The organism is Variovorax sp. GW821-FHT09D05, from assembly GCF_059416325.1.
On record NZ_JBWKOZ010000005.1, the window covers coordinates 1 to 16,503 of the forward strand.

Annotated in this window: 18 protein-coding genes and 1 pseudogene; 8 read left to right on the plus strand and 11 right to left on the minus strand. The window is 67.4% G+C overall.

What is annotated here, in order from left to right:
* The 4 genes and pseudogenes from AC07O3_RS14255 to AC07O3_RS14270 form a co-directional block, all read left to right on the plus strand.
* A pseudogene (locus AC07O3_RS14255) lies at nucleotides 1–197 on the plus strand (TorF family putative porin); the annotation flags it as partial.
* A gap of 427 nt (nucleotides 198–624) precedes the next feature.
* On the plus strand, nucleotides 625–969 hold the full coding sequence (locus AC07O3_RS14260) for a hypothetical protein (protein WP_495339636.1): 345 nt from the start codon (nucleotides 625–627) through the stop codon (nucleotides 967–969).
* A complete protein-coding gene (locus tag AC07O3_RS14265) occupies nucleotides 959–1,669 on the plus strand; it encodes a DUF1826 domain-containing protein (RefSeq protein WP_495339637.1) in 711 nt (236 codons plus the stop codon). Before AC07O3_RS14260 ends, AC07O3_RS14265 begins: the two co-directional genes overlap by 11 nt.
* Before the next feature lie 25 nt (nucleotides 1,670–1,694).
* Nucleotides 1,695–2,210, plus strand: coding sequence for a PTS sugar transporter subunit IIA (locus AC07O3_RS14270; RefSeq protein ID WP_495339638.1), 516 nt, complete (start codon nucleotides 1,695–1,697; stop codon nucleotides 2,208–2,210).
* Nucleotides 2,211–2,246: 36 nt separating this feature from the next.
* On the opposite strand, the gene hpaI is transcribed toward AC07O3_RS14270, so the two are convergent.
* Genes hpaI through AC07O3_RS14290 form a run of 4 tightly spaced genes read right to left on the minus strand, consistent with a single transcriptional unit; the run spans nucleotide 2,247 to nucleotide 7,176 of the window.
* Nucleotides 2,247–3,056, minus strand: coding sequence for a 4-hydroxy-2-oxoheptanedioate aldolase (gene hpaI, locus AC07O3_RS14275; RefSeq protein ID WP_495339639.1), 810 nt, complete (start codon nucleotides 3,054–3,056; stop codon nucleotides 2,247–2,249).
* Nucleotides 3,057–3,097: 41 nt separating this feature from the next.
* Nucleotides 3,098–4,570 (minus strand): NAD-dependent succinate-semialdehyde dehydrogenase, encoded by a 1,473-nt coding sequence (locus AC07O3_RS14280; protein ID WP_495339640.1) that lies wholly within the window; start codon nucleotides 4,568–4,570, stop codon nucleotides 3,098–3,100.
* Nucleotides 4,571–4,601: 31 nt separating this feature from the next.
* Nucleotides 4,602–6,125, minus strand: coding sequence for a UxaA family hydrolase (locus tag AC07O3_RS14285; RefSeq protein WP_093179278.1), 1,524 nt, complete (start codon nucleotides 6,123–6,125; stop codon nucleotides 4,602–4,604).
* 55 nt (nucleotides 6,126–6,180) lie between these two features.
* Nucleotides 6,181–7,176, minus strand: coding sequence for a tripartite tricarboxylate transporter substrate binding protein (locus tag AC07O3_RS14290; RefSeq protein ID WP_495339641.1), 996 nt, complete (start codon nucleotides 7,174–7,176; stop codon nucleotides 6,181–6,183).
* Nucleotides 7,177–7,306: 130 nt separating this feature from the next.
* Here AC07O3_RS14290 and AC07O3_RS14295 point away from each other — a divergent pair, with 130 nt between their 5' ends.
* Nucleotides 7,307–8,239 (plus strand): LysR substrate-binding domain-containing protein, encoded by a 933-nt coding sequence (locus AC07O3_RS14295; protein WP_495339642.1) that lies wholly within the window; start codon nucleotides 7,307–7,309, stop codon nucleotides 8,237–8,239.
* On the opposite strand, the gene AC07O3_RS14300 is transcribed toward AC07O3_RS14295, so the two are convergent.
* The gene (locus AC07O3_RS14300) at nucleotides 8,236–8,682 is read right to left on the minus strand and encodes a universal stress protein (RefSeq protein WP_495339643.1); all 447 of its coding nucleotides are present in this window, start codon (nucleotides 8,680–8,682) and stop codon (nucleotides 8,236–8,238) included. The genes AC07O3_RS14295 and AC07O3_RS14300 overlap by 4 nt on opposite strands.
* A gap of 132 nt (nucleotides 8,683–8,814) precedes the next feature.
* Here AC07O3_RS14300 and AC07O3_RS14305 point away from each other — a divergent pair, with 132 nt between their 5' ends.
* Nucleotides 8,815–9,168, plus strand: coding sequence for a FlxA-like family protein (locus AC07O3_RS14305; protein ID WP_495339644.1), 354 nt, complete (start codon nucleotides 8,815–8,817; stop codon nucleotides 9,166–9,168).
* Between the two features lies 1 nt (nucleotide 9,169).
* Here the strand turns inward: AC07O3_RS14305 and AC07O3_RS14310 are convergent, their stop codons facing one another.
* Complete coding sequence (locus AC07O3_RS14310; protein WP_093057345.1) at nucleotides 9,170–9,718, minus strand: MarR family winged helix-turn-helix transcriptional regulator; 549 nt, start codon at nucleotides 9,716–9,718, stop codon at nucleotides 9,170–9,172.
* A gap of 188 nt (nucleotides 9,719–9,906) precedes the next feature.
* Here AC07O3_RS14310 and AC07O3_RS14315 point away from each other — a divergent pair, with 188 nt between their 5' ends.
* Nucleotides 9,907–10,884, plus strand: a complete 978-nt coding sequence (locus AC07O3_RS14315) for a tripartite tricarboxylate transporter substrate-binding protein (protein ID WP_093057346.1) — start codon at nucleotides 9,907–9,909, stop codon at nucleotides 10,882–10,884.
* Nucleotides 10,885–10,896: 12 nt separating this feature from the next.
* On the opposite strand, the gene AC07O3_RS14320 is transcribed toward AC07O3_RS14315, so the two are convergent.
* The 4 genes from AC07O3_RS14320 to AC07O3_RS14335 are packed head-to-tail and all read right to left on the minus strand — an operon-like array spanning nucleotide 10,897 to nucleotide 14,759.
* Nucleotides 10,897–12,063 (minus strand): mandelate racemase/muconate lactonizing enzyme family protein, encoded by a 1,167-nt coding sequence (locus AC07O3_RS14320; RefSeq protein WP_495339645.1) that lies wholly within the window; start codon nucleotides 12,061–12,063, stop codon nucleotides 10,897–10,899.
* A gap of 35 nt (nucleotides 12,064–12,098) precedes the next feature.
* Entirely contained in the window at nucleotides 12,099–12,800 is a 702-nt protein-coding gene (locus tag AC07O3_RS14325; protein WP_495339646.1) for an SDR family NAD(P)-dependent oxidoreductase, read from the minus strand.
* Nucleotides 12,790–13,761: a Bug family tripartite tricarboxylate transporter substrate binding protein gene (locus AC07O3_RS14330; protein WP_440532517.1), complete on the minus strand. Its 972-nt coding sequence runs from the start codon at nucleotides 13,759–13,761 to the stop codon at nucleotides 12,790–12,792. Before AC07O3_RS14330 ends, AC07O3_RS14325 begins: the two co-directional genes overlap by 11 nt.
* 59 nt (nucleotides 13,762–13,820) lie before the next feature.
* Nucleotides 13,821–14,759 carry a dihydrodipicolinate synthase family protein gene (locus tag AC07O3_RS14335; protein WP_495339647.1) on the minus strand — a complete coding sequence of 313 codons (939 nt, stop codon included), beginning with the start codon at nucleotides 14,757–14,759 and terminating at the stop codon, nucleotides 13,821–13,823.
* Nucleotides 14,760–14,867: 108 nt separating this feature from the next.
* Between AC07O3_RS14335 and AC07O3_RS14340 the strand changes: the two genes are divergently transcribed.
* The gene (locus tag AC07O3_RS14340) at nucleotides 14,868–15,803 is read left to right on the plus strand and encodes a LysR family transcriptional regulator (protein WP_435466676.1); all 936 of its coding nucleotides are present in this window, start codon (nucleotides 14,868–14,870) and stop codon (nucleotides 15,801–15,803) included.
* 5 nt (nucleotides 15,804–15,808) lie between these two features.
* Here the strand turns inward: AC07O3_RS14340 and AC07O3_RS14345 are convergent, their stop codons facing one another.
* A complete protein-coding gene (locus AC07O3_RS14345) occupies nucleotides 15,809–16,480 on the minus strand; it encodes an RraA family protein (RefSeq protein WP_097198134.1) in 672 nt (223 codons plus the stop codon).
* Nucleotides 16,481–16,503: the final 23 nt, after the last annotated feature.

A 16,503-nucleotide genomic window follows, 5' to 3' on the forward strand; every position in this document is an offset into this window, starting at 1 on the left:
TCGACTACAACGTCGGCGCGAGCTACGACTTCGGCAACGGCCTGTCGCTGACCGGCTCGGTGCAGGGCGCCAACAAGCAGAGCTCGTACCTCGCAGTGGCCAACCCGGGCGTCGACCTCGGCTTCGGCACCTTCGGCCAGACGACCTACTCGCCGAACAAGGCGCGCTTCATCCTCACGCTGACGAAGACGCTCTGATCCTCAAGGCGACAGGCGGGCCGCGGCCCGCCTTCGTGCACACCATGCCTCCAGGAGAAACGCTCTGGTCCCGCGCTGCAGCGTGGGTTCGGGCGGCCCGCGCCTTGCCTGACATGAGCCTGCATTGGTCCTGCTGCGGCACGCCCATGCTCGATCCCGCGCAGGAGAGCCTGGAAAGCCAGGACGGCGCCGAAGTTCTCCTGGCTTCCTGCGGTCATTGCGGAGCGCGCTGGTTGAGCGTTGTTCCGCAAGAGGGCTGCCCGGGTTACTGGGAAATCTCTTGCTCGTCCACGGCCGGTTCCAGTTCGGGCCAGCGCTGAAGCCAGCATATTTACGCGGCATTTCCACCGCAGGGTGCATTGTTTACACCGTTTTCACACGCGCCTGCCGATACTGACACCGTGTTCTTTTCCATTGCAGGAGTTTCATGGCTTACGCCGCTTATCGGGAATACGCAGGCACTGTGCGTGCCAAGAGCGAGACGGTTTTCAAGGTGCTCGACGTCACGGTGCCGTCGGTCGACGCGTGCCGCGTGCGGCGCGGCATCGCCGCATGCAAGGGTGCCGGCGTGCTGCGCTGCGAGCCCCTGGTGCGTGTGAATGCAGCGTGCGCAAATGGCGCTCCGCGCGCCCGCCTCATGATTCGTCTGCCCCTGGAGAGCTATGCCTCCGTGGTGCACTGTCTGCTCGAATGCGCGCCCGATGGCGAGATCGGCCACCTCACAAGCTGGCGCGAGCATCTCCAGCGTTGTGGCCTGGCCAATGGCGGCTGACCTGGAGAGCGTGGTCGCCGATGCGACGGTCGATTCCGGCAAGACCTTCGTCCACGATTGCCTGAGTCGGCCAGCGCCCTTGCGGCTCCCGCCGGAGATCCTGCTCGGCCAGGACATCGACGTGCTCGAACGCATTCTCGAACCGGGCATCGACCTGGCGCTGTGGCGGCGCGAACCGCAGGCTCCGATTGCTGCATGGCTGGATGCCTTGCCTCCGGCCAGGCATCCCACGGCGCAACTGCAATTGCGCGCGGCCGATGTGGCGGCTGCGCTGCAGGCGGCATGCAAGACCTCCCGCACGCCGCGTGGGCCCGGGCGAGACGCTCTGCTGGCAGACATCGACATGCTCGCCACACGCTTCGCGCTGATCACTGGCAGCCCCCGGATGACCCTTACGCTGCAGGTTCGCGGCTGTGACATCGATGAAAACTGGCACCTTGACCATGCCGGGCTGCATCTGCTGTGCAGCTACAGCGGCCTGGGCACGGAGTGGGTGGCATCTCCGCACGCAGACACGGCACTGCGGATGCCGAAGTGCTTTACGGGACCTTTCGAGCGCATGCCGCTCCAGGCCGTCGCGCTCCTTCAGGGACGTGGCGTGGATGGGCAAGGCGGTGATCGAGGGCTGGTGCACCGTTCGCCGCAACTGCGCTACCTCGGGTCGCACCGCTACGTGTTGCGTCTGGACGAACTGCGGTAGATGCGCTCTGGCCGAGAGCGTCTTCATGAAATTCGAGGAGACGATTTCGATGACACACGACATCGCGCAGATTGCCGTCTGGCTGCAACCGCAGGACATCCTGTTCGACGCCGATGTCCGGGATCGAACGCACGCACTTGAGCTCGTTGCGGCGACGATCTGCGGTGCTCGCGGCCTCGACCCGGCACCGGTCTTTCGCGCGTTGTGTCGACGTGAACAGGCCGGATCGACCGCGCTCGGCGACGGATTCGCGATTCCGCACGCACGCATCGGCGGCATCGAACGGCCGATCACCCTGTTCATTCGCACCAGGCGGTCGATTGCCTTCGATGCCCCGGACGGCAGGCCGGTCTCCCAAATGCTGGCCATCATGGTGCCGGAGGATGGCGCCAAGGACGATCATCTGCAGTTGCTCGCGCTGATGGCCCGCCTGTTCTCCGAGCATCGTTTCCGGGCGCAGCTCGATGGCGCGCCGAACGCGGCGGCGGTCGAGGACGCGTTTCGGGCGGGGACTGCGCGCGTGGCTTCTGCTTCCTCGTAGCGGGGGGTTCTCTATCTCGCTAGCTGCCGCCGTGACTCAGTACGCCCCGCGCGATTCAGGCGGCACGGGAGTAGAAACCGGCGCACCGAGGAAGTCGGCCGCCAACTTGCGCGCGGCGCCCGCGTACAGCAGCACGTCAACGCCCACGGCGACGAAGGTGCAGCCGAGTTCGAGGTAGCGGCGCGCCAGCTTCGGATCTGAAGTCAGCGTGCCGGCAGCCTTGCCGGAAGCCACGATGGTCCGCATCGCGCCTTCGATGGCCGCCTGCACCTCGGGGTGACCAGGCCGGCCGCGATGGCCCATCGAGGCCGCGAGATCGGCCGGGCCGATGAACACGCCGTGCACGCCGTCGACCTCGCAGATCGACGCGAGGTTGTCCAGCGCCTGCACCGTCTCGGCCTGCACCAGCAGGCAGACTTCGTCGTCGGCTGCGTCGAGGTAGTCGGTGCGCGCGCTCCACTGCGACGCGCGTCCGACTGCGCTACCCACGCCGCGAATGCCGCGCGGTGGATAGCGCGTGGCCGACACCAGCGCACGCGCCTGCTCGGCGGTGTCGACCATCGGCACCAGCAGGTTCTTCGCGCCGATGTCGAGCAGCTGCTTGATGAGCGCGGTGTCGCCCTGCACGGCGCGCACCACCGGCTGGGCCCGATGCGGCGCCACGGCCTGCAGCGCGGCGAGCGTCGAGCGCAAGTCGTTGGGGGCGTGTTCGCCGTCGATCAGCAGCCAGTCGAAGCCGGCGGTTGCGCTGACCTCGGCCATGTACGGATCGGCCATCGAGAGCCAGAGGCCGACCTGCGGCTGGTTTGCGGCCAGGGCCGCCTTGAAGGGGCTATGAGCGGGCATGTGGGATCTGTCGAAGAGTGGTGATGGATGGGCGCCGGCCGTCAGTCCAGCTGCCCCTGGCACACGTACTTGGTGTGCAGGTAGTCGTCCAGCCCGTGGACCGAGCCCTCGCGGCCGTAGCCCGAGTCCTTCACGCCGCCGAAGGGCGCGGCCTCGGCTGCCAGCGCGCCTTCGTTGATGCCGACGATGCCGGTCTCCAGCGCATCGGCCACGCGCCAGATGCGGCGCACGTCGCGTGAATAGAAATACGCGGCCAGGCCGAAGGGCGTGTCGTTCGCCTGCGCGATCACCTCGGCCTCGTTCGAGAAGCGCGTCAGCGGCGCGACCGGGCCGAAGGTCTCTTCGCAGGCGCAGGCCATGGTGGCATCTGTATCGGCGAGCACGGTCGGTGCGAAGTAGTTCGAGCCGAGCTCGGGCAGCCGTGTACCGCCGGTGAGCACGCGCGCGCCACGCGCCACTGCGTCCTGCACATGGCGCTCGATCTTCTCGACCGCGCGTGCATTGATCATTGGCCCGATCTGAGAGGCCGCGTCGGCGGCAGGTCCGACGCGCAATGCCGCCACGCGTGCAACCAGCAGTTCGGAAAAACGTTCGTGCACTGCCTCATGCACGAAGACGCGGTTCGGGCACACGCAGGTCTGGCCGCCGTTGCGAAACTTGGCGGCCATCAGGCCTTCCACTGCGGCCTCGAGGTCGGCGTCCTCGAACACGATGAAGGGCGCATTGCCGCCGAGTTCGAGCGACAGCTTCTTGAGCGTGTCGGCCGAACGGCGCGCGAGGTGCTTGCCGACGGGCGTGGAGCCGGTGAAAGTGATCTTGCGCACGCGCACATCGTCGAGCCAGGCATCGACCACTTCGGGCGTGCGCTCGCGCGATGCGGTGACGATGTTCAGCACGCCCGGCGGTACGCCGGCTTCCGCGGCAAGGGCCACCAGCGCGAGCGAAGTCAGCGGCGTGTCCTCGGCCGGCTTGCACACCACGGTGCAGCCCGCGGCAAGCGCCGGCGCGATCTTGCGCGCGATCATCGCGGCGGGAAAATTCCACGGCGTGATCGCAGCGACCACGCCGACCGGTTCGCGCAGCGCGAACATGCGCCGGCCCGGCACGGGCGCCGGAATGACGTCGCCGTTGGCGCGTGTGGCTTCCTCGGCAAACCACTCGATGTAGCTGGCCGCATAGGCAACTTCGCCGCGGCCTTCGGCCAGCGGCTTGCCTTGCTCACGCGAGATGAGCCGTCCCAGGTCTTCCTGGTGCGCCATCACGAGATCGTTCCAGCGCTTGAGGATCTGCGCGCGCTGCTTGGCGGGCGTCTTGCGCCAGGCGGCGAAGGCGGCATGCGCGGCATCGACGGCAGCGCGCGAGTCGATTGCATTGGAGTCGGGTACCTGCGCGATGAGGGCGCCGGTGGCCGGGTCGGTCACGTCGAGCGTGCCGCCGGAAGCGGAGCGCAACCATTCGCCGGCGATGAAGTTGGCCGTGCGTTGCAGGTCGGGGCGCGAAAGGGTCAGGGGCATGGAGAGAAGGAGAAAGGAGAAAAGAAGGCGGTCAGCTCACGATGCCCAGGTGCCAGGGCACGAACTCGTGGTCGCCCAGTCCGAGCGTCTCGCTCTTGGTCGGCTCGCCCGAAGCGTGGCGCAGGATCTGCTCGAAGATCTGCTGGCCCAGTTCGGGCACGGAGAGTTCGCCGTCGATCACCACGCCGCAGTTGATGTCCATGTCTTCCTCGAGGCGGCGGAACATCGGCGTGTTGCTCGCGAGCTTGATCGTCGGCGCGGGCTTGCTTCCGAACATCGAGCCGCGTCCGGTGGTGAAGCAGATCAGCTGCGCGCCGCTGGCGATCTGCCCCGTTGCGGCCACCGGGTCGTAGCCCGGCGAGTCCATGAAGACGAAGCCAGGCTCGTCGATGGGTTCGGCGTATTCGTACACCGCGCGAAGCGGCGTGGTGCCGCCCTTCATCGCAGAGCCCAGCGATTTCTCGAAGATGTTGGCCAGTCCGCCGGCCTGGTTGCCGTGGCCCACCACGCCGTTGAACTGCGCGTTCTGGCCGGCCGCGTAGCGCTCCCACCAGGCCAGCCGGTCGAGCAGCTTCTGCCCGACCTCGGGTGTTACGGCGCGGCGCGTGAGCATGAATTCCACGCCGTGGATCTCGGGCGTCTCCGAAAGAATGGCTGTGCCGCCGTGGCGCACCAGCACGTCCATCGCCGCGCCGAGCGCGGGGTTGGCGGTGATGGCCGAGAAGCCGTCGGAGCCGCCGCATTCGAGCCCTATCTTCAGATGGTGCGCGCCGACGCGCGTGCGCCGTGCGGCATTGGCCTCGGGCAGCATTTCTTCGATTGCGCGGATACCGGCCTCGATGGTCTGGCGCGTGCCGCCCACTTCCTGCATCACCAGCGTGCGCATCAGGCGGCCCGTTTCGAGCCCTTGCGAATCGACCAGCGCGTCGACCTGGTTGCGTTCGCAGCCCAGGCCGACGATCAGCACGCCGGCCAGGTTCGGGTGGCGCGCATAGCCCGCCAGCGTGCGGCGCAACACGTCGAAATGCTCGCTCGGCGACGACATGCCGCAGCCGCTGGTCTGCGCGAAGGCGGCCACGCCGTCCACGTTGGGAAAGGCGGCCATGCGCTCGGGCGTGAAGTGCGCGGCGATGCGCTTGATGACCGTGGCCGAGCAGTTCACCGACGACAGGATGCCGATGAAGTTGCGCGTGCCGACGCCGCCGCCGGGCCGCTCGAAGCCCATGAAGGTCGCGCGTTCGGCAACCGGCACGAAATCCACCGGGCGCACGTCCTGGCAGAAGGCCGGGTCGCGGTAGCTGTCGACCAGCGTGAGGTTGTGGCTGTGCACGTAGTCGCCGGCCTGCAGGTCGCGCGAGGCCACGCCGATCACCGTGTCGTACTTCTTCACTTCCTCGCCGGCCGCGATGGCGCGCGACGCGATCTTGTGGCCGGCGGGAATCTGCGCCCTGGCGCGCACGCCGAACTCGGCGATCGTTTCGCCCAGGGCAATGGCGCTCTTGGCGACCAGCACGTTGTCGTTCGAGTGCAGGCGAAGCAGGGGGCTGTCGTTCATGGCGTGGCTTGGGGTTGCTTCGAGCAGGTTCGGATACCGGTGGGCGAGGGCTTCATCAGCCCTTTTCCATCAGCTCCTTGAGGTTGAGCTTGCGGATCAGGTCGGTCTCTTGCCGGTACACGGTCTGCACGTACTTCTGGTATTCGGGGCCGTCCTGGTACATGACCGGCGCATCGATGCTTTCCGCCACCTTGCGGAACTCTTCGCTGTTGACGGCCGTGCGGAACGCATCGCGCAGCCGCTTTTCGACTGCGGCAGGCAGGCCCTTGGGCGCACCGATGCCGTTGGGCGCTTCCACCACCACGTCGAAGCCGAGCTCCTTGAGCGTGGGCGTGTCCTTGAAGCGCGGCGTGCGCGCCTCGCCCCAGGTGGCGAGCAGGCGCAGCTTGCCGCTTTCGACGTGCGGCGCCCACGAACTGCTGTCGGCCAGCATGTCGACCTGTTCGCCCAGCACGTCCTGCAGCGCGGCCGAGCCACCCTTGTAGGCGATGGCGTTGAACTTCACGCCGGCGGCCTGCGCGAACTGCTCCATGCCCACGTGCGTTGCGCCGCCGATACCGGCGTGTGCGTAGGTGACGGTGCCGGGATGGGCCTTGGCCTGCGCCACGGCGTCGCGCAGCGACTTGAACGGCGAGTGTGCCGGCACCGCGATGCCGAAGGTCTGGCCCGAAGTGCGCGCAAGGTAGGTGAGGTCTTTCAGTGGATCGAGCTGCACTGTGCCGATCTGGGAGAAGCGCGTGACCGAAATCGGTATCTGGCCGATCGTGTAGCCGTCGGGCCGCGCCGAGGCCAGCGCCTTGGTGCCGATCATTCCCGAGGCACCTGCGCGGTTCTCCAGCGCAATGGGCTGCCCGAGTTCGCGTGCGGCGATCTGGCAGATGATGCGCATCGACCGGTCGGCCGTGCCGCCCGCGGGCCACGGGCAGATGAACGTGAGGGGGCGTTCGGGGTAGTCGGCGGCCAGCGCGCGAGCGGGGGCGGTGGCGAGAGCTGCGGCGCCGAGGCCGCCCAGCACGAGCTGGCGCCGCGCCATGTTGCGAGGGGTTTTCATCGTTGTCTCCAGAAATCGTTGTTCGGCAAGCACAGCGGATTCTTCCGGAGACAATCATTGCCATCCAATGAAATGGCGGACTCTCTTCATGAGCTCCAGGTTATGAAGAAGAAAGCCCGCTCAAGGCGCCATGAGCCAGATCGATCGCGTTCTTCGTTCCAACCTCAAGCTGCGTCATCTGCAACTGCTGGTGGCGCTGGATGAGTTTCGCCACCTCGGGCGGGTCTCGGAGTTTCTTTCGATCACGCAGCCGGCCGTTTCGAAGATGCTGGCAGAGATCGAGCGCATGTTCGATTTGAAACTGTTCACGCGCTCCACGCGCGGCACCGAGCCCACGCCCTTCGGCGTCACGGTGGTGCGCTTTGCCCGCTCGGTGCTGGCCGACTACCAGCGCACGCGCGACGAGATCGACGCCGTGTCCAGCGGCGGTGCCGGCCGCACCAGCGTGGGCGCGATGGTGGTGGCCACGCCGAGCCTGCTCGTCAAGGCCATCCAGCAGCTCAAGAAGCAGTCGGCACTGACCACCGTGATGGTGGAAGAGGGCGATCTCACGCGGCTGCTGCCTCGTCTGCGCGTGGGCGAACTCGACCTGATCGTCGGCCGGCTGGAGCCCGGCTATGCCTCGCCGGACCTGGAGACTGAAGCCCTCTACACGGAGCCGATGTGCATCGTGGTGAGCCCTGGCCACCCGTTGGCGGAGGCTTCGAGGCCAAGCTGGAAGATGCTCGCCGAGCTGCCCTGGGTGGTGCCCCCGCCGTGGGCTTCATCGCGCTCGAAGCTGGCCCAGATGTTCTACAAGCACCGCCTCGTGCCGCCGGCGGACATCGTCGAGACAGCGTCGTTTCTTGTCACGCTGTCCGTCATGCATGAGCGACCGGCCGTGGGGTTCCTCGCGCGAAGCGTCGCACGGCACTTCGCGAAGCAGGGGCAGCTGTGCATCCTGAAGATCAACGTGCCGATCGAGCTTCCGCCGGTGGGCATCATCACGCTGCGGGGGCGTTCGCAGACGACCGCCAGTCAGCTACTTATGGAATGCCTGCGAAAGGTTGCGCCGCCGCGTTAGCGCAGCACCAGCACCGGAATGTGCGAGTGCGTCAGCACGTGCAGCGTCTCGCTGCCCATCAGCAGGCGCGCCAGGCTGCGCCGTCCGTGCGAGGCCATCACGATCAGGTCGCACTGCTGGTTCTTCGCGGTCGTGATGATGGCCTCGGCCACCTGGTTCGACTTCATGACGATGGCCTGCGGATTGCGAACGCCCTTGGCGACCGCAGTGGCCACGACTTTGTCGACCAGTTGCTGCGCGGCGCGGTCCGTATGCTCCTGGGAGGCCTGGATGTCCCGCTGGCTCAGCATCATCGAGCCTTCGAAGTAGCCGACCGGCTCGATGTGCGCGACGGTGACGCTCACCAGTTCCGCGTTGGTCAACAGGGCCAGGTCGACGGCGGCGTTGACCGCTTGCTCCGACAGCGCGGAGCCGTCGGTTGCGACAAGAACACGCTTGTACATGGCAGGCTCCTTGGCCCCCGGCACCGCGGGTGCCCTCATGTTCAGTCTAGTTCGCGATTGCGGTCATGCAAGGCCCTTCATTTTTCGCCTGAACTGCCGATAACCCTCTTGAGGACACAACAGGGGACCCAGATGCTGAATGCCATCGCTGCGACCGGCAGCGCCAGAAGCGGGGGCGACGTCAACGCCGAGCTCGCGAAGATCCAGCGCCAGATCACGGCAACGCAGAAGCAGATCGCGGAAACGCAGGGCCAACTGCTCGGCACGCCCGAGGGCGACGCGCGCGATGCGATCCGGCTGCAGCTCGAAGCGCTGGCGGCCCGGCTTGCCATGCTGCAGCAGCAGATGAACGCGCTGCGCACGGCCAGCGTTCAAAAGAGCGCGATGGCTTCAATGGAAGAGAGCAGCAGCGGCAGCAGCAGCACATCGCAGCGCGCCAACGCTGGTAGCACTTCGATCGGCAGCATGCTGGACGTGAAGGCCTGACTCAGCCTCCGCGTTCCGGCCACCGGTGCCGCGTGCCCCCCGAGCGCCGGTCCGCCTTCTCCATGACAACGCCCTGCACGAGCAACTGCTCTCCGCGTTGCTCCAGGTGCTGCAGGCAGCGAAGAAAGACGTCGAGATCCGCAGGCTCGATGCCTTCGAGCAATTCGGTGTTCAGCCCCGCGATCCGGGGAAACAGCCTGCCGAACAACTGCTGGCCTGAAGCGCTCAGCCGCACGTGCACTTCGCGGCGGTCCTGAGCGTCCTGCCGCCGCACCACCAGCTTCTTCTCGACCAGGCTGCGCAGTCCGCGCGAGGTGCGCACGCGATCCAGGTGCAGGTGCGTGGCCAGCGTCGACGCAGTCATCTCGCCCTCCTGCGCCAGTGTGGCGATCATTCCCCACTCGCGGCGCGTGATGCCGAAGCCTCCTTCGACCAGGCGGGTCGCCATGCCGTTGCCCGAGCGCATGGCTCGTGCCAGGCGGTACAGCAGCAGGTCGTTCAGGGAACGGGGCGCGCGCAACGCTGCTGCATCGGGAAAAGCTTGTTGCATACGTATGAAAAATGGGATGGGGAGTGTGGTTCGCCCGCCTCGGAGCACTGGTAGTTGATTAGATCAACTGTTTGCCCATACGTATAAACCGGTAACAAATTTGAACGAACGGAAACAGTCTTGGCGCGCGATTTTCGCCGTGAAAACTCGCGCGCCCCCGTTCACGACAACCGCTCGCAGGAGATCCGATGCCCGCATTCCTTTCCAGGCGCAAGCTCATCATGGCGTGGGGCATTGCCCTGGCCGCTTGCGCTCCCATGGTCCACGCCCAGGCGCTGGACGGCGGGCCGCTCACCCTCGTGGTCGGCTATGCGCCGGGCGGCAGCACCGACCGCATCGCGCGCCTGATCGCCGAGCGGCTGACGCCCAAGCTCGGCGTTCAGGTGAGCGTGGAAAACCGCCCGGGCGAGGGCGGCCGGCTCGCGGCCAAGGAAGTAAAGCGCGCCCCCGCGGGGCAGAACGTGCTGATGCTCGGCAACCCCGCCGTGATGGTGGTCGCGCCGCTGGTCTTCAAGGACGCGGGCTATGACCCCGACAAGGACTTCGTGCCCGTGTCGCAAGTCAGCAGCTACGACTTTGCGCTGGCGGTCGGCAACAAGCTCCAGCTCGACCGCGCGATGTTTCTCGTCAGCCGGCTGTGGGCACATCCGGAAGAGGCGATTTTCGGCGTGCCCGCCACTGGCAGCCTGCCTCACTTCTTCGGCCTGATGGTGGGCGATGCGCTGAGCGTGCAGCCGCAGATCAAGGGCTACGGCGGTTCGGCGCCTCTGGCGGCCGACCTGAGCGGCGGCAGCCTGCCCATTGCCATCGACACGCTCGATTCGCTCTATCCCCAGCACGTGGCCGGCAAGATCCGCATTCTGGCCACCTCAGGCAAGAAGCGCGCGAGCTTCGCGCCCAACATTCCCATCTTCCGCGAGGCCGGCATGAAGATCGATGCCGACGGCTGGAACACCTTCTTCGCGCCCAGCACCATGCCGAACGCCAAGGTGCAGCTGCTGGCCAACGCGATCCGCGACGTCATGAAAGACCCGGGCCTGCAGAAGGCGGCCGACGCGCTCTACATCACGCCCGTGATCAGCAATGCGGCCGAGACGGCTCAGATGCTGAAGGCCTTTCGCGCGCAGTGGGAGCCAGTGGTTCGGCGCTCCGGCTTCCAGCCCTGAGACTTTCTTTCGTCAGCTCGCAAGCGCCCGCATCTCCGCAATGAGATCGGCCTTGCCCTCGAAGCCGATGCCGGGCAGCGGCGGCAGCGTGACGTAGCCGTTGTCCACCTTCACGCCATCGGGGAAGCCACCATAGGGCTGGAACAGGTCGGGGTAGCTCTCGTTGCCGCCGAGCCCGAGGCCGGCCGCAATGGCGAGCGACATCTGGTGGCCGCCGTGCGGAATGCAGCGCGAGGGCGACCAGCCGTTCTCCTTCAGCATGTCGAGTGTGCGCAGGTAATCCACCAGCCCGTAGCTCAGCGCGCAGTCGAACTGCAGCCAGTCGCGGTCGGGCCGCATGCCGCCGTGGCGGATGAGGTTGCGCGCGTCCTGCATCGAGAACAGGTTCTCGCCCGTGGCCATGGGGCCGGCGTACACCTCGCCGAGCTTCGCCTGCAGCTCGTAGTCGAGGGGATCGCCGGCTTCCTCGTACCAGAACAGCGGGTACTGCGAGAGCGCGCGGCCGTAGTCGACGGCGGTCTTCAGGTCGAAGCGGCCATTGGCATCCACCGCCAGTTGCTGGCCGGGGCCGAGGATCTTCAGCACCGACTCGATGCGCTCGCAGTCTTCAGCGAGCGTGGCGCCGCCGATCTTCATCTTCACCACCGAGTAGCCGCGTTCCAGGTAGCTGGTCATCTCGCGCTGCAGGCCTTCCACGCCTTTGCCGGGGTAGTAGTAGCCGCCCGCTGCGTAGACGAACACGCGCGGGTTCGGCGTGCCGTTGCCGTAGCGCTCGGCCAGCAACTGGTAGAGCGGCTTGCCCGCGATCTTGGCGGTGGCGTCCCACACCGCCATGTCGATGGTGCCCACCGCCACCGAGCGCTCGCCGTGGCCGCCGGGCTTCTCGTTGATCATCATGCGGGCCCAGATCTTGTGCGGATCGAGGTTCTCGCCGGTTTCGTCGAGCAGCGACGCAGGCTCGGCTTCGAGCAGGCGCGGCAGGAAGCGCTCGCGGATCAGCCCGCCCTGGCCATAGCGGCCGTTGGAGTTGAAGCCATAGCCGATGACGGGCTTGCCGTCGCGGATCACGTCGGTGACCACGGCCACGAGGCTCAGGGTCATCTTCGAGAAGTCGATGTAGGCGTTGCGGATGTCCGACTTGATGGGACGGGTGGATTCGAGGATGTCGACGATTTTCATGATTGGGTTCGGGGGATGGAGAAAGCGAAAGACGTTCAGCGGTGCAGCGACGAGCCGCCGCAGATGGCGACGTCCTGCCCCGTGATGGCCGCCGCTGGCGGCGACAGAAGAAAGCCCACGAGCGCGGCGATTTCCTCGGGCTGGATCAGCCGGCCGATAGGCGGCATGCGCGGCGCGCTGCCCGCGCGGGCCGGGTCCTGCAGCATCGAGGTCTGCGTGGCACCGGGCGACACCACGTTGACAGTGACGCCCTGTGCCGCGACCTCCGCCGCCCAGCTGCGCGCGAGCGCGATCAGCGCGGCCTTGGTCGCTGCGTACTGGCCGCGACCGGGCAGGCCCTGTGCGACGCGGCTGCCGACGAACACGACGCGGCCGTGTCCGCGCGCAGCCATCGCGGGCACGAGGGCATCGGCCAGCCGCGTGGCGGCGTCGACGTGCAGGCGCCACATGAGTTCGCCGCCCGCGTGGTCGAGCGCGCCCAGCGGGCCGACGCGCAGCACGCCCGCTGCATGCACCAGCGCGTCGGCGTCCTGGAGCTCGGAGGCCGTGCGCGCGATGGCGTCGGCATCGCACAGGTCGACGGCTACGTGCACGAAGCCCGCGTGAGACAACGTGGGCGCGGCCAGATCGAGCCCGCTCACGCGCCAACCCGCTTCGAGCAACTGCGACGCAATGGCACGGCCGATGCCGCCGCTGCTGCCCGTCACCACTGCATGCGGGGCAGCTTCATTCGACATGGATGTTGCCCTCCACGATGATCTTCTTCGAGCGCGCCATGTCCTCGGCCTGGAACTTCGCGAAGTCCTCGACGCTGCCCGGTGTCAGCAGCAGGCCCTGCGCACCCAGCGTCTCGCGCATGTCGGTGCCCAGCGCCTTGTTGACCTCGGCGTTCAGCCGCTGCGTGACGGCGGCCGGCAGCTTCGCCGGCCCCCACAGGCCATACCAGCTGTAGAACTCGTACCCCGGGATGCTCTCGCCCACCGTGGGCACGTTCGGCAGGCTGGTGGCGCGCGTGGCCGAGGTCACGGCAATCACCTTCACCATGCCGCTCTTGTGATACTGCAGCGAGCCGAGGATGGGGTCGATGAAGCCGTCGATCTGCCCGCCGATCAGGTCCTGGAACGCGGGCGCCGTGCCCTTGTACGGCACGATCAGGTAGTCGAGCCCGCCGCCCGCGCGCTTGAGCAGCTCGGTCGACAGGTGGCCCGCCGATCCGATGGAGCCCACTGCGAAGGTCATCTTGCCCGGGTGCGCCTTGGCGTACGCAATGAGCGACTTCACGTCCGTCACCGGCAGGTTCTTGTTGACGGCCACCGACAGCGGCGCCTTGGCCACCAGGGCCACGGGGGTAAAGTCTTTCACCACCTCGTAGGGCACGGCCTTCATGGTCATCGGCGCGGTGGTGAAGGTCGATGCATTGAACAGCAGCGTGTAGCCGTCGGCCGGTGCCTTCGACACCACGTCGGCACCGATGACGCCATTGCCGCCCGCGCGGTTCTCCACGATGAAGCTCTGGCCCGTCTGTTCGCCGAGCTTCTGCGCCAGCAGGCGGCCGATGGTGTCGAGCGTGCCGCCGGGCGGAAACGGAATCACCATGCGCACCGGGCGGCTGGGCCAGGTCTGGGCGAAGCCGGCGGTGGATGCCGCGGCCAGCGCGAGGGCGGCCAGCGTGGCCCGCAGGAAATGGTTGCGTTGCATGTCTCTTGTCTCCTTGTGTTTTTTCATCGGGGCATCGCGGGTGTCGCGGCCCCGCGGGCTCAGCGCTTCGACAGGCCGGCCTGCTGCACGGCGGCGTGCAGCGCATCCATCTCGCGCGCATTCGGTGCTTCGGTCGGCGGGCGCACGGTGGCGTTGTCGAGCACGCCGGCCAGGAACATGCCGCCCTTCATGCGCGCGTGCGCCTCGCCGGTCGGCTCGCCGCCGCCGTACACCGCGTCTTTCAGCGGCGTGATGAGCGCCTGCACCGCCATCGCCTTCTTCAAATCGCCGGCCTTCACTGCGTTCCACAGGTCGATGATCAGTTGCGGAATGAAGGTCGCGAAGCCGACCAGCGCGCCGTCCACGCCCTGCACCATCGAGGCCAGCAGGTACTCGTCGTGGCAGGTCAGGATGGCCTTCGATGCATCGGCCTCGCGGATCGCCTGGATGTCGCGGGCGTACTTGTTCATGTCGCGCTGGCCTACCTTGAAGGCCTGCAGGTAGGGCAGGCGCGCCAGCTCGGCCAGGAGCTGCGACGAGTAAGAGGCGCGCGTCCAGGCCGGATACACGTGGCAGACCAGGTCCAGCTCCGGCGCGGCGCGGTGGATGGCCTCGAAGTACTGCAGCGCATGGCCGGGCGTGAAACCGAAGCGCAGCCAGTGGTGCGGCGGCATCACGTCGAGCGCCACCGCGCCGGCAGCCTGCGCGGCGCGTGCATGCTCGGCAGCCTCGGCCAGGCCTTCGCACACGATCGACGAGATCACCGGCGTGCGGTCGCGCAGTTCATCGGCCACGATGCGCGTCACCTCGGCGCGTTCAGAGGGCGTCAGCGAAAACACTTCGCCGGTGTGGCCATTGGTCATGATCGCCACCACGCCGTCATGGCCGGCCAGCCACGAGGCCAGCTTGCGCAGCGCCGGCTCGTCGATGCGGTGGTCGGCCGTGAAGGGGCAGGAAATGGCGGGGATGATCCCGCGATAATTCGCGATGGAAGGCATGCTGTGTCTCCGTTGTGGTTCAAGGTGCAGGAATGGGTGCATCTTTTGCCGGCGGGGCGCGAGCCGTCCAATACTCGAATCGCATACAACTATTCAACTGCGCTGCGCATGGGCCCCGGCAACCGACCCCTCGACCTCGAATGGCTGGAAGATTTCCTGGCCCTGGCCGAGTCCGGCAATTTCTCGCGTGCCGCGCAGGCGCGCTCCATTGCGCAGCCCGCCTTCAGCCGCCACATCCGCTCGCTGGAGGAGTGGGTGGGCGTCGACCTGTTCGACCGCAGCGGGCACCCGACCGCGCTCACGGCGGCGGGCAAGCGCTTTCAGCCCCTGCTGCAGGAAGTGCTCGCCGGCCTCGAAGCCGCCCGCATCAAGGCCCGCGCCGCGCACGACCTGGACGCCGCCAGCCTGAGCTTCGCCGCCACGCACGTGCTGTCGCTCACCTTTTTCCCGCGCTGGCTGGGCAGCGTGGAATCGCGCCTGAGCATGGGCCCGATCCAGACCGTTTCCGACAGCTCGTACGCCTGCGAAGACCTGATGCTGCAGCGCCGCGTTCAGTTCGTGCTGTGCCACGGACACGCAGGCGCACCGGGGCGACTCGACGACACCGGTTACCCGGTTCAGCGTTTGAGCGAAGACGTGCTGGTGCCTGTGAGCGCGCCCGATGCGAACGGCGCTCCGCTGCATGCGCTGGGTGCAGGCCAGTCGCCCGCCGTGCTGGCCTACAGCGATGCCTCGGGACTGGGCCGCATCATGCGGGCCATGCAGGACAGCGAGTTTGGCAAGGACTTCGCTGCGTCGCTGTCGATCGTTTTCACGGCCCACCATGCCGCGCTGTTGCGCACCATGGCACTCGAAGGCCGCGGCCTCGCTTGGCTGCCGATGAGCCTGGTGGCTGATGACCTGCGCAGCGGCACGCTGGTCGATGCCGGCGCGGGCGGCTGGCGCGTGCCGGTGGACATCCGGCTGTATCGCCAGCAGGCGCACATGGCGCCGGTGGCGGAAGCGCTGTGGGCGCTGGTCAGCGGCGGCGCCTCAGGCGCCTGACCGCTTCAATTGGCGCAGCGTGCCTCGAGAGCATCGAGGAACGAGCGGTCCCAGCGTCCTTCCTTCATCGCCTGGATCGTGCGCGCTTCCGTCTCCAGGTGCGCGCGGGCCTTCTCGATCAGCAACTCGGCCTCGTCGGGCGAGAAGGCGAGCAGCCCGTCCTGGTCGCCCACCACGATGTCGCCCGGGTTCACGATCATGCCGCCGACCGACACCGGCACGTTGATCTCGCCGGGGCCGTCCTTGTAGGGGCCGCGATGGTTCACGCCGCGCGCATACACCGGGTAGTCGCGCTCGCGGATCTCGGCCACGTCGCGGATGGCGCCGTCGAGCACCAGGCCCGCGGTGCCGATGGTCGCGGTATAGAACGACAGGATGCCGCCGATCACGGCGTTGGTGATGTCGCCGCCCGCATCGATCACCAGCACGTCGCCGGGCCGGCAGAACTCGAAGGCGCGCATCGGCGTGAGGTTGTCGCCGCCGCGCGTCTTCACGGTGACTGCCGTGCCCGCCATGGTCTTGTGCCCGGGGCGGTGGTAGGGCTGCAGGCCGACACTGCCGATGTTGCGGTGCAGGTTGTCGCTGAGCGCGGCCACCGGAATGTCCTGCAGCGCGGCGATGATGGCCGGCGCCACTTGCGGGGCCGACGGGTTCTTGCGGATGGCTTTGTAGGGCATGACTGGTCCTTGTGAGTTCTTCG

Bases quoted from the DNA above. Each gene is read 5' to 3' on its own strand.
- AC07O3_RS14325 (WP_495339646.1), bottom strand. From the start codon at position 12,800: ATGTCGAATGAAGCTGCCCCGCATGCAGTGGTGACGGGCAGCAGCGGC.
- AC07O3_RS14260 (WP_495339636.1), top strand. From the start codon at position 625: ATGGCTTACGCCGCTTATCGGGAATACGCAGGCACTGTGCGTGCCAAG.
- hpaI (WP_495339639.1), bottom strand. From the start codon at position 3,056: ATGCCCGCTCATAGCCCCTTCAAGGCGGCCCTGGCCGCAAACCAGCCG.
- AC07O3_RS14340 (WP_435466676.1), top strand. From the start codon at position 14,868: ATGGGCCCCGGCAACCGACCCCTCGACCTCGAATGGCTGGAAGATTTC.
- AC07O3_RS14330 (WP_440532517.1), bottom strand. From the start codon at position 13,761: ATGCAACGCAACCATTTCCTGCGGGCCACGCTGGCCGCCCTCGCGCTG.
- AC07O3_RS14310 (WP_093057345.1), bottom strand. From the start codon at position 9,718: ATGCAACAAGCTTTTCCCGATGCAGCAGCGTTGCGCGCGCCCCGTTCC.
- AC07O3_RS14295 (WP_495339642.1), top strand. From the start codon at position 7,307: ATGAGCCAGATCGATCGCGTTCTTCGTTCCAACCTCAAGCTGCGTCAT.
- AC07O3_RS14320 (WP_495339645.1), bottom strand. From the start codon at position 12,063: ATGAAAATCGTCGACATCCTCGAATCCACCCGTCCCATCAAGTCGGAC.
- AC07O3_RS14270 (WP_495339638.1), top strand. From the start codon at position 1,695: ATGAAATTCGAGGAGACGATTTCGATGACACACGACATCGCGCAGATT.
- AC07O3_RS14300 (WP_495339643.1), bottom strand. From the start codon at position 8,682: ATGTACAAGCGTGTTCTTGTCGCAACCGACGGCTCCGCGCTGTCGGAG.
- AC07O3_RS14315 (WP_093057346.1), top strand. From the start codon at position 9,907: ATGCCCGCATTCCTTTCCAGGCGCAAGCTCATCATGGCGTGGGGCATT.
- AC07O3_RS14305 (WP_495339644.1), top strand. From the start codon at position 8,815: ATGCTGAATGCCATCGCTGCGACCGGCAGCGCCAGAAGCGGGGGCGAC.
- AC07O3_RS14345 (WP_097198134.1), bottom strand. From the start codon at position 16,480: ATGCCCTACAAAGCCATCCGCAAGAACCCGTCGGCCCCGCAAGTGGCG.
- AC07O3_RS14265 (WP_495339637.1), top strand. From the start codon at position 959: ATGGCGGCTGACCTGGAGAGCGTGGTCGCCGATGCGACGGTCGATTCC.
- AC07O3_RS14285 (WP_093179278.1), bottom strand. From the start codon at position 6,125: ATGAACGACAGCCCCCTGCTTCGCCTGCACTCGAACGACAACGTGCTG.
- AC07O3_RS14290 (WP_495339641.1), bottom strand. From the start codon at position 7,176: ATGAAAACCCCTCGCAACATGGCGCGGCGCCAGCTCGTGCTGGGCGGC.
- AC07O3_RS14335 (WP_495339647.1), bottom strand. From the start codon at position 14,759: ATGCCTTCCATCGCGAATTATCGCGGGATCATCCCCGCCATTTCCTGC.
- AC07O3_RS14280 (WP_495339640.1), bottom strand. From the start codon at position 4,570: ATGCCCCTGACCCTTTCGCGCCCCGACCTGCAACGCACGGCCAACTTC.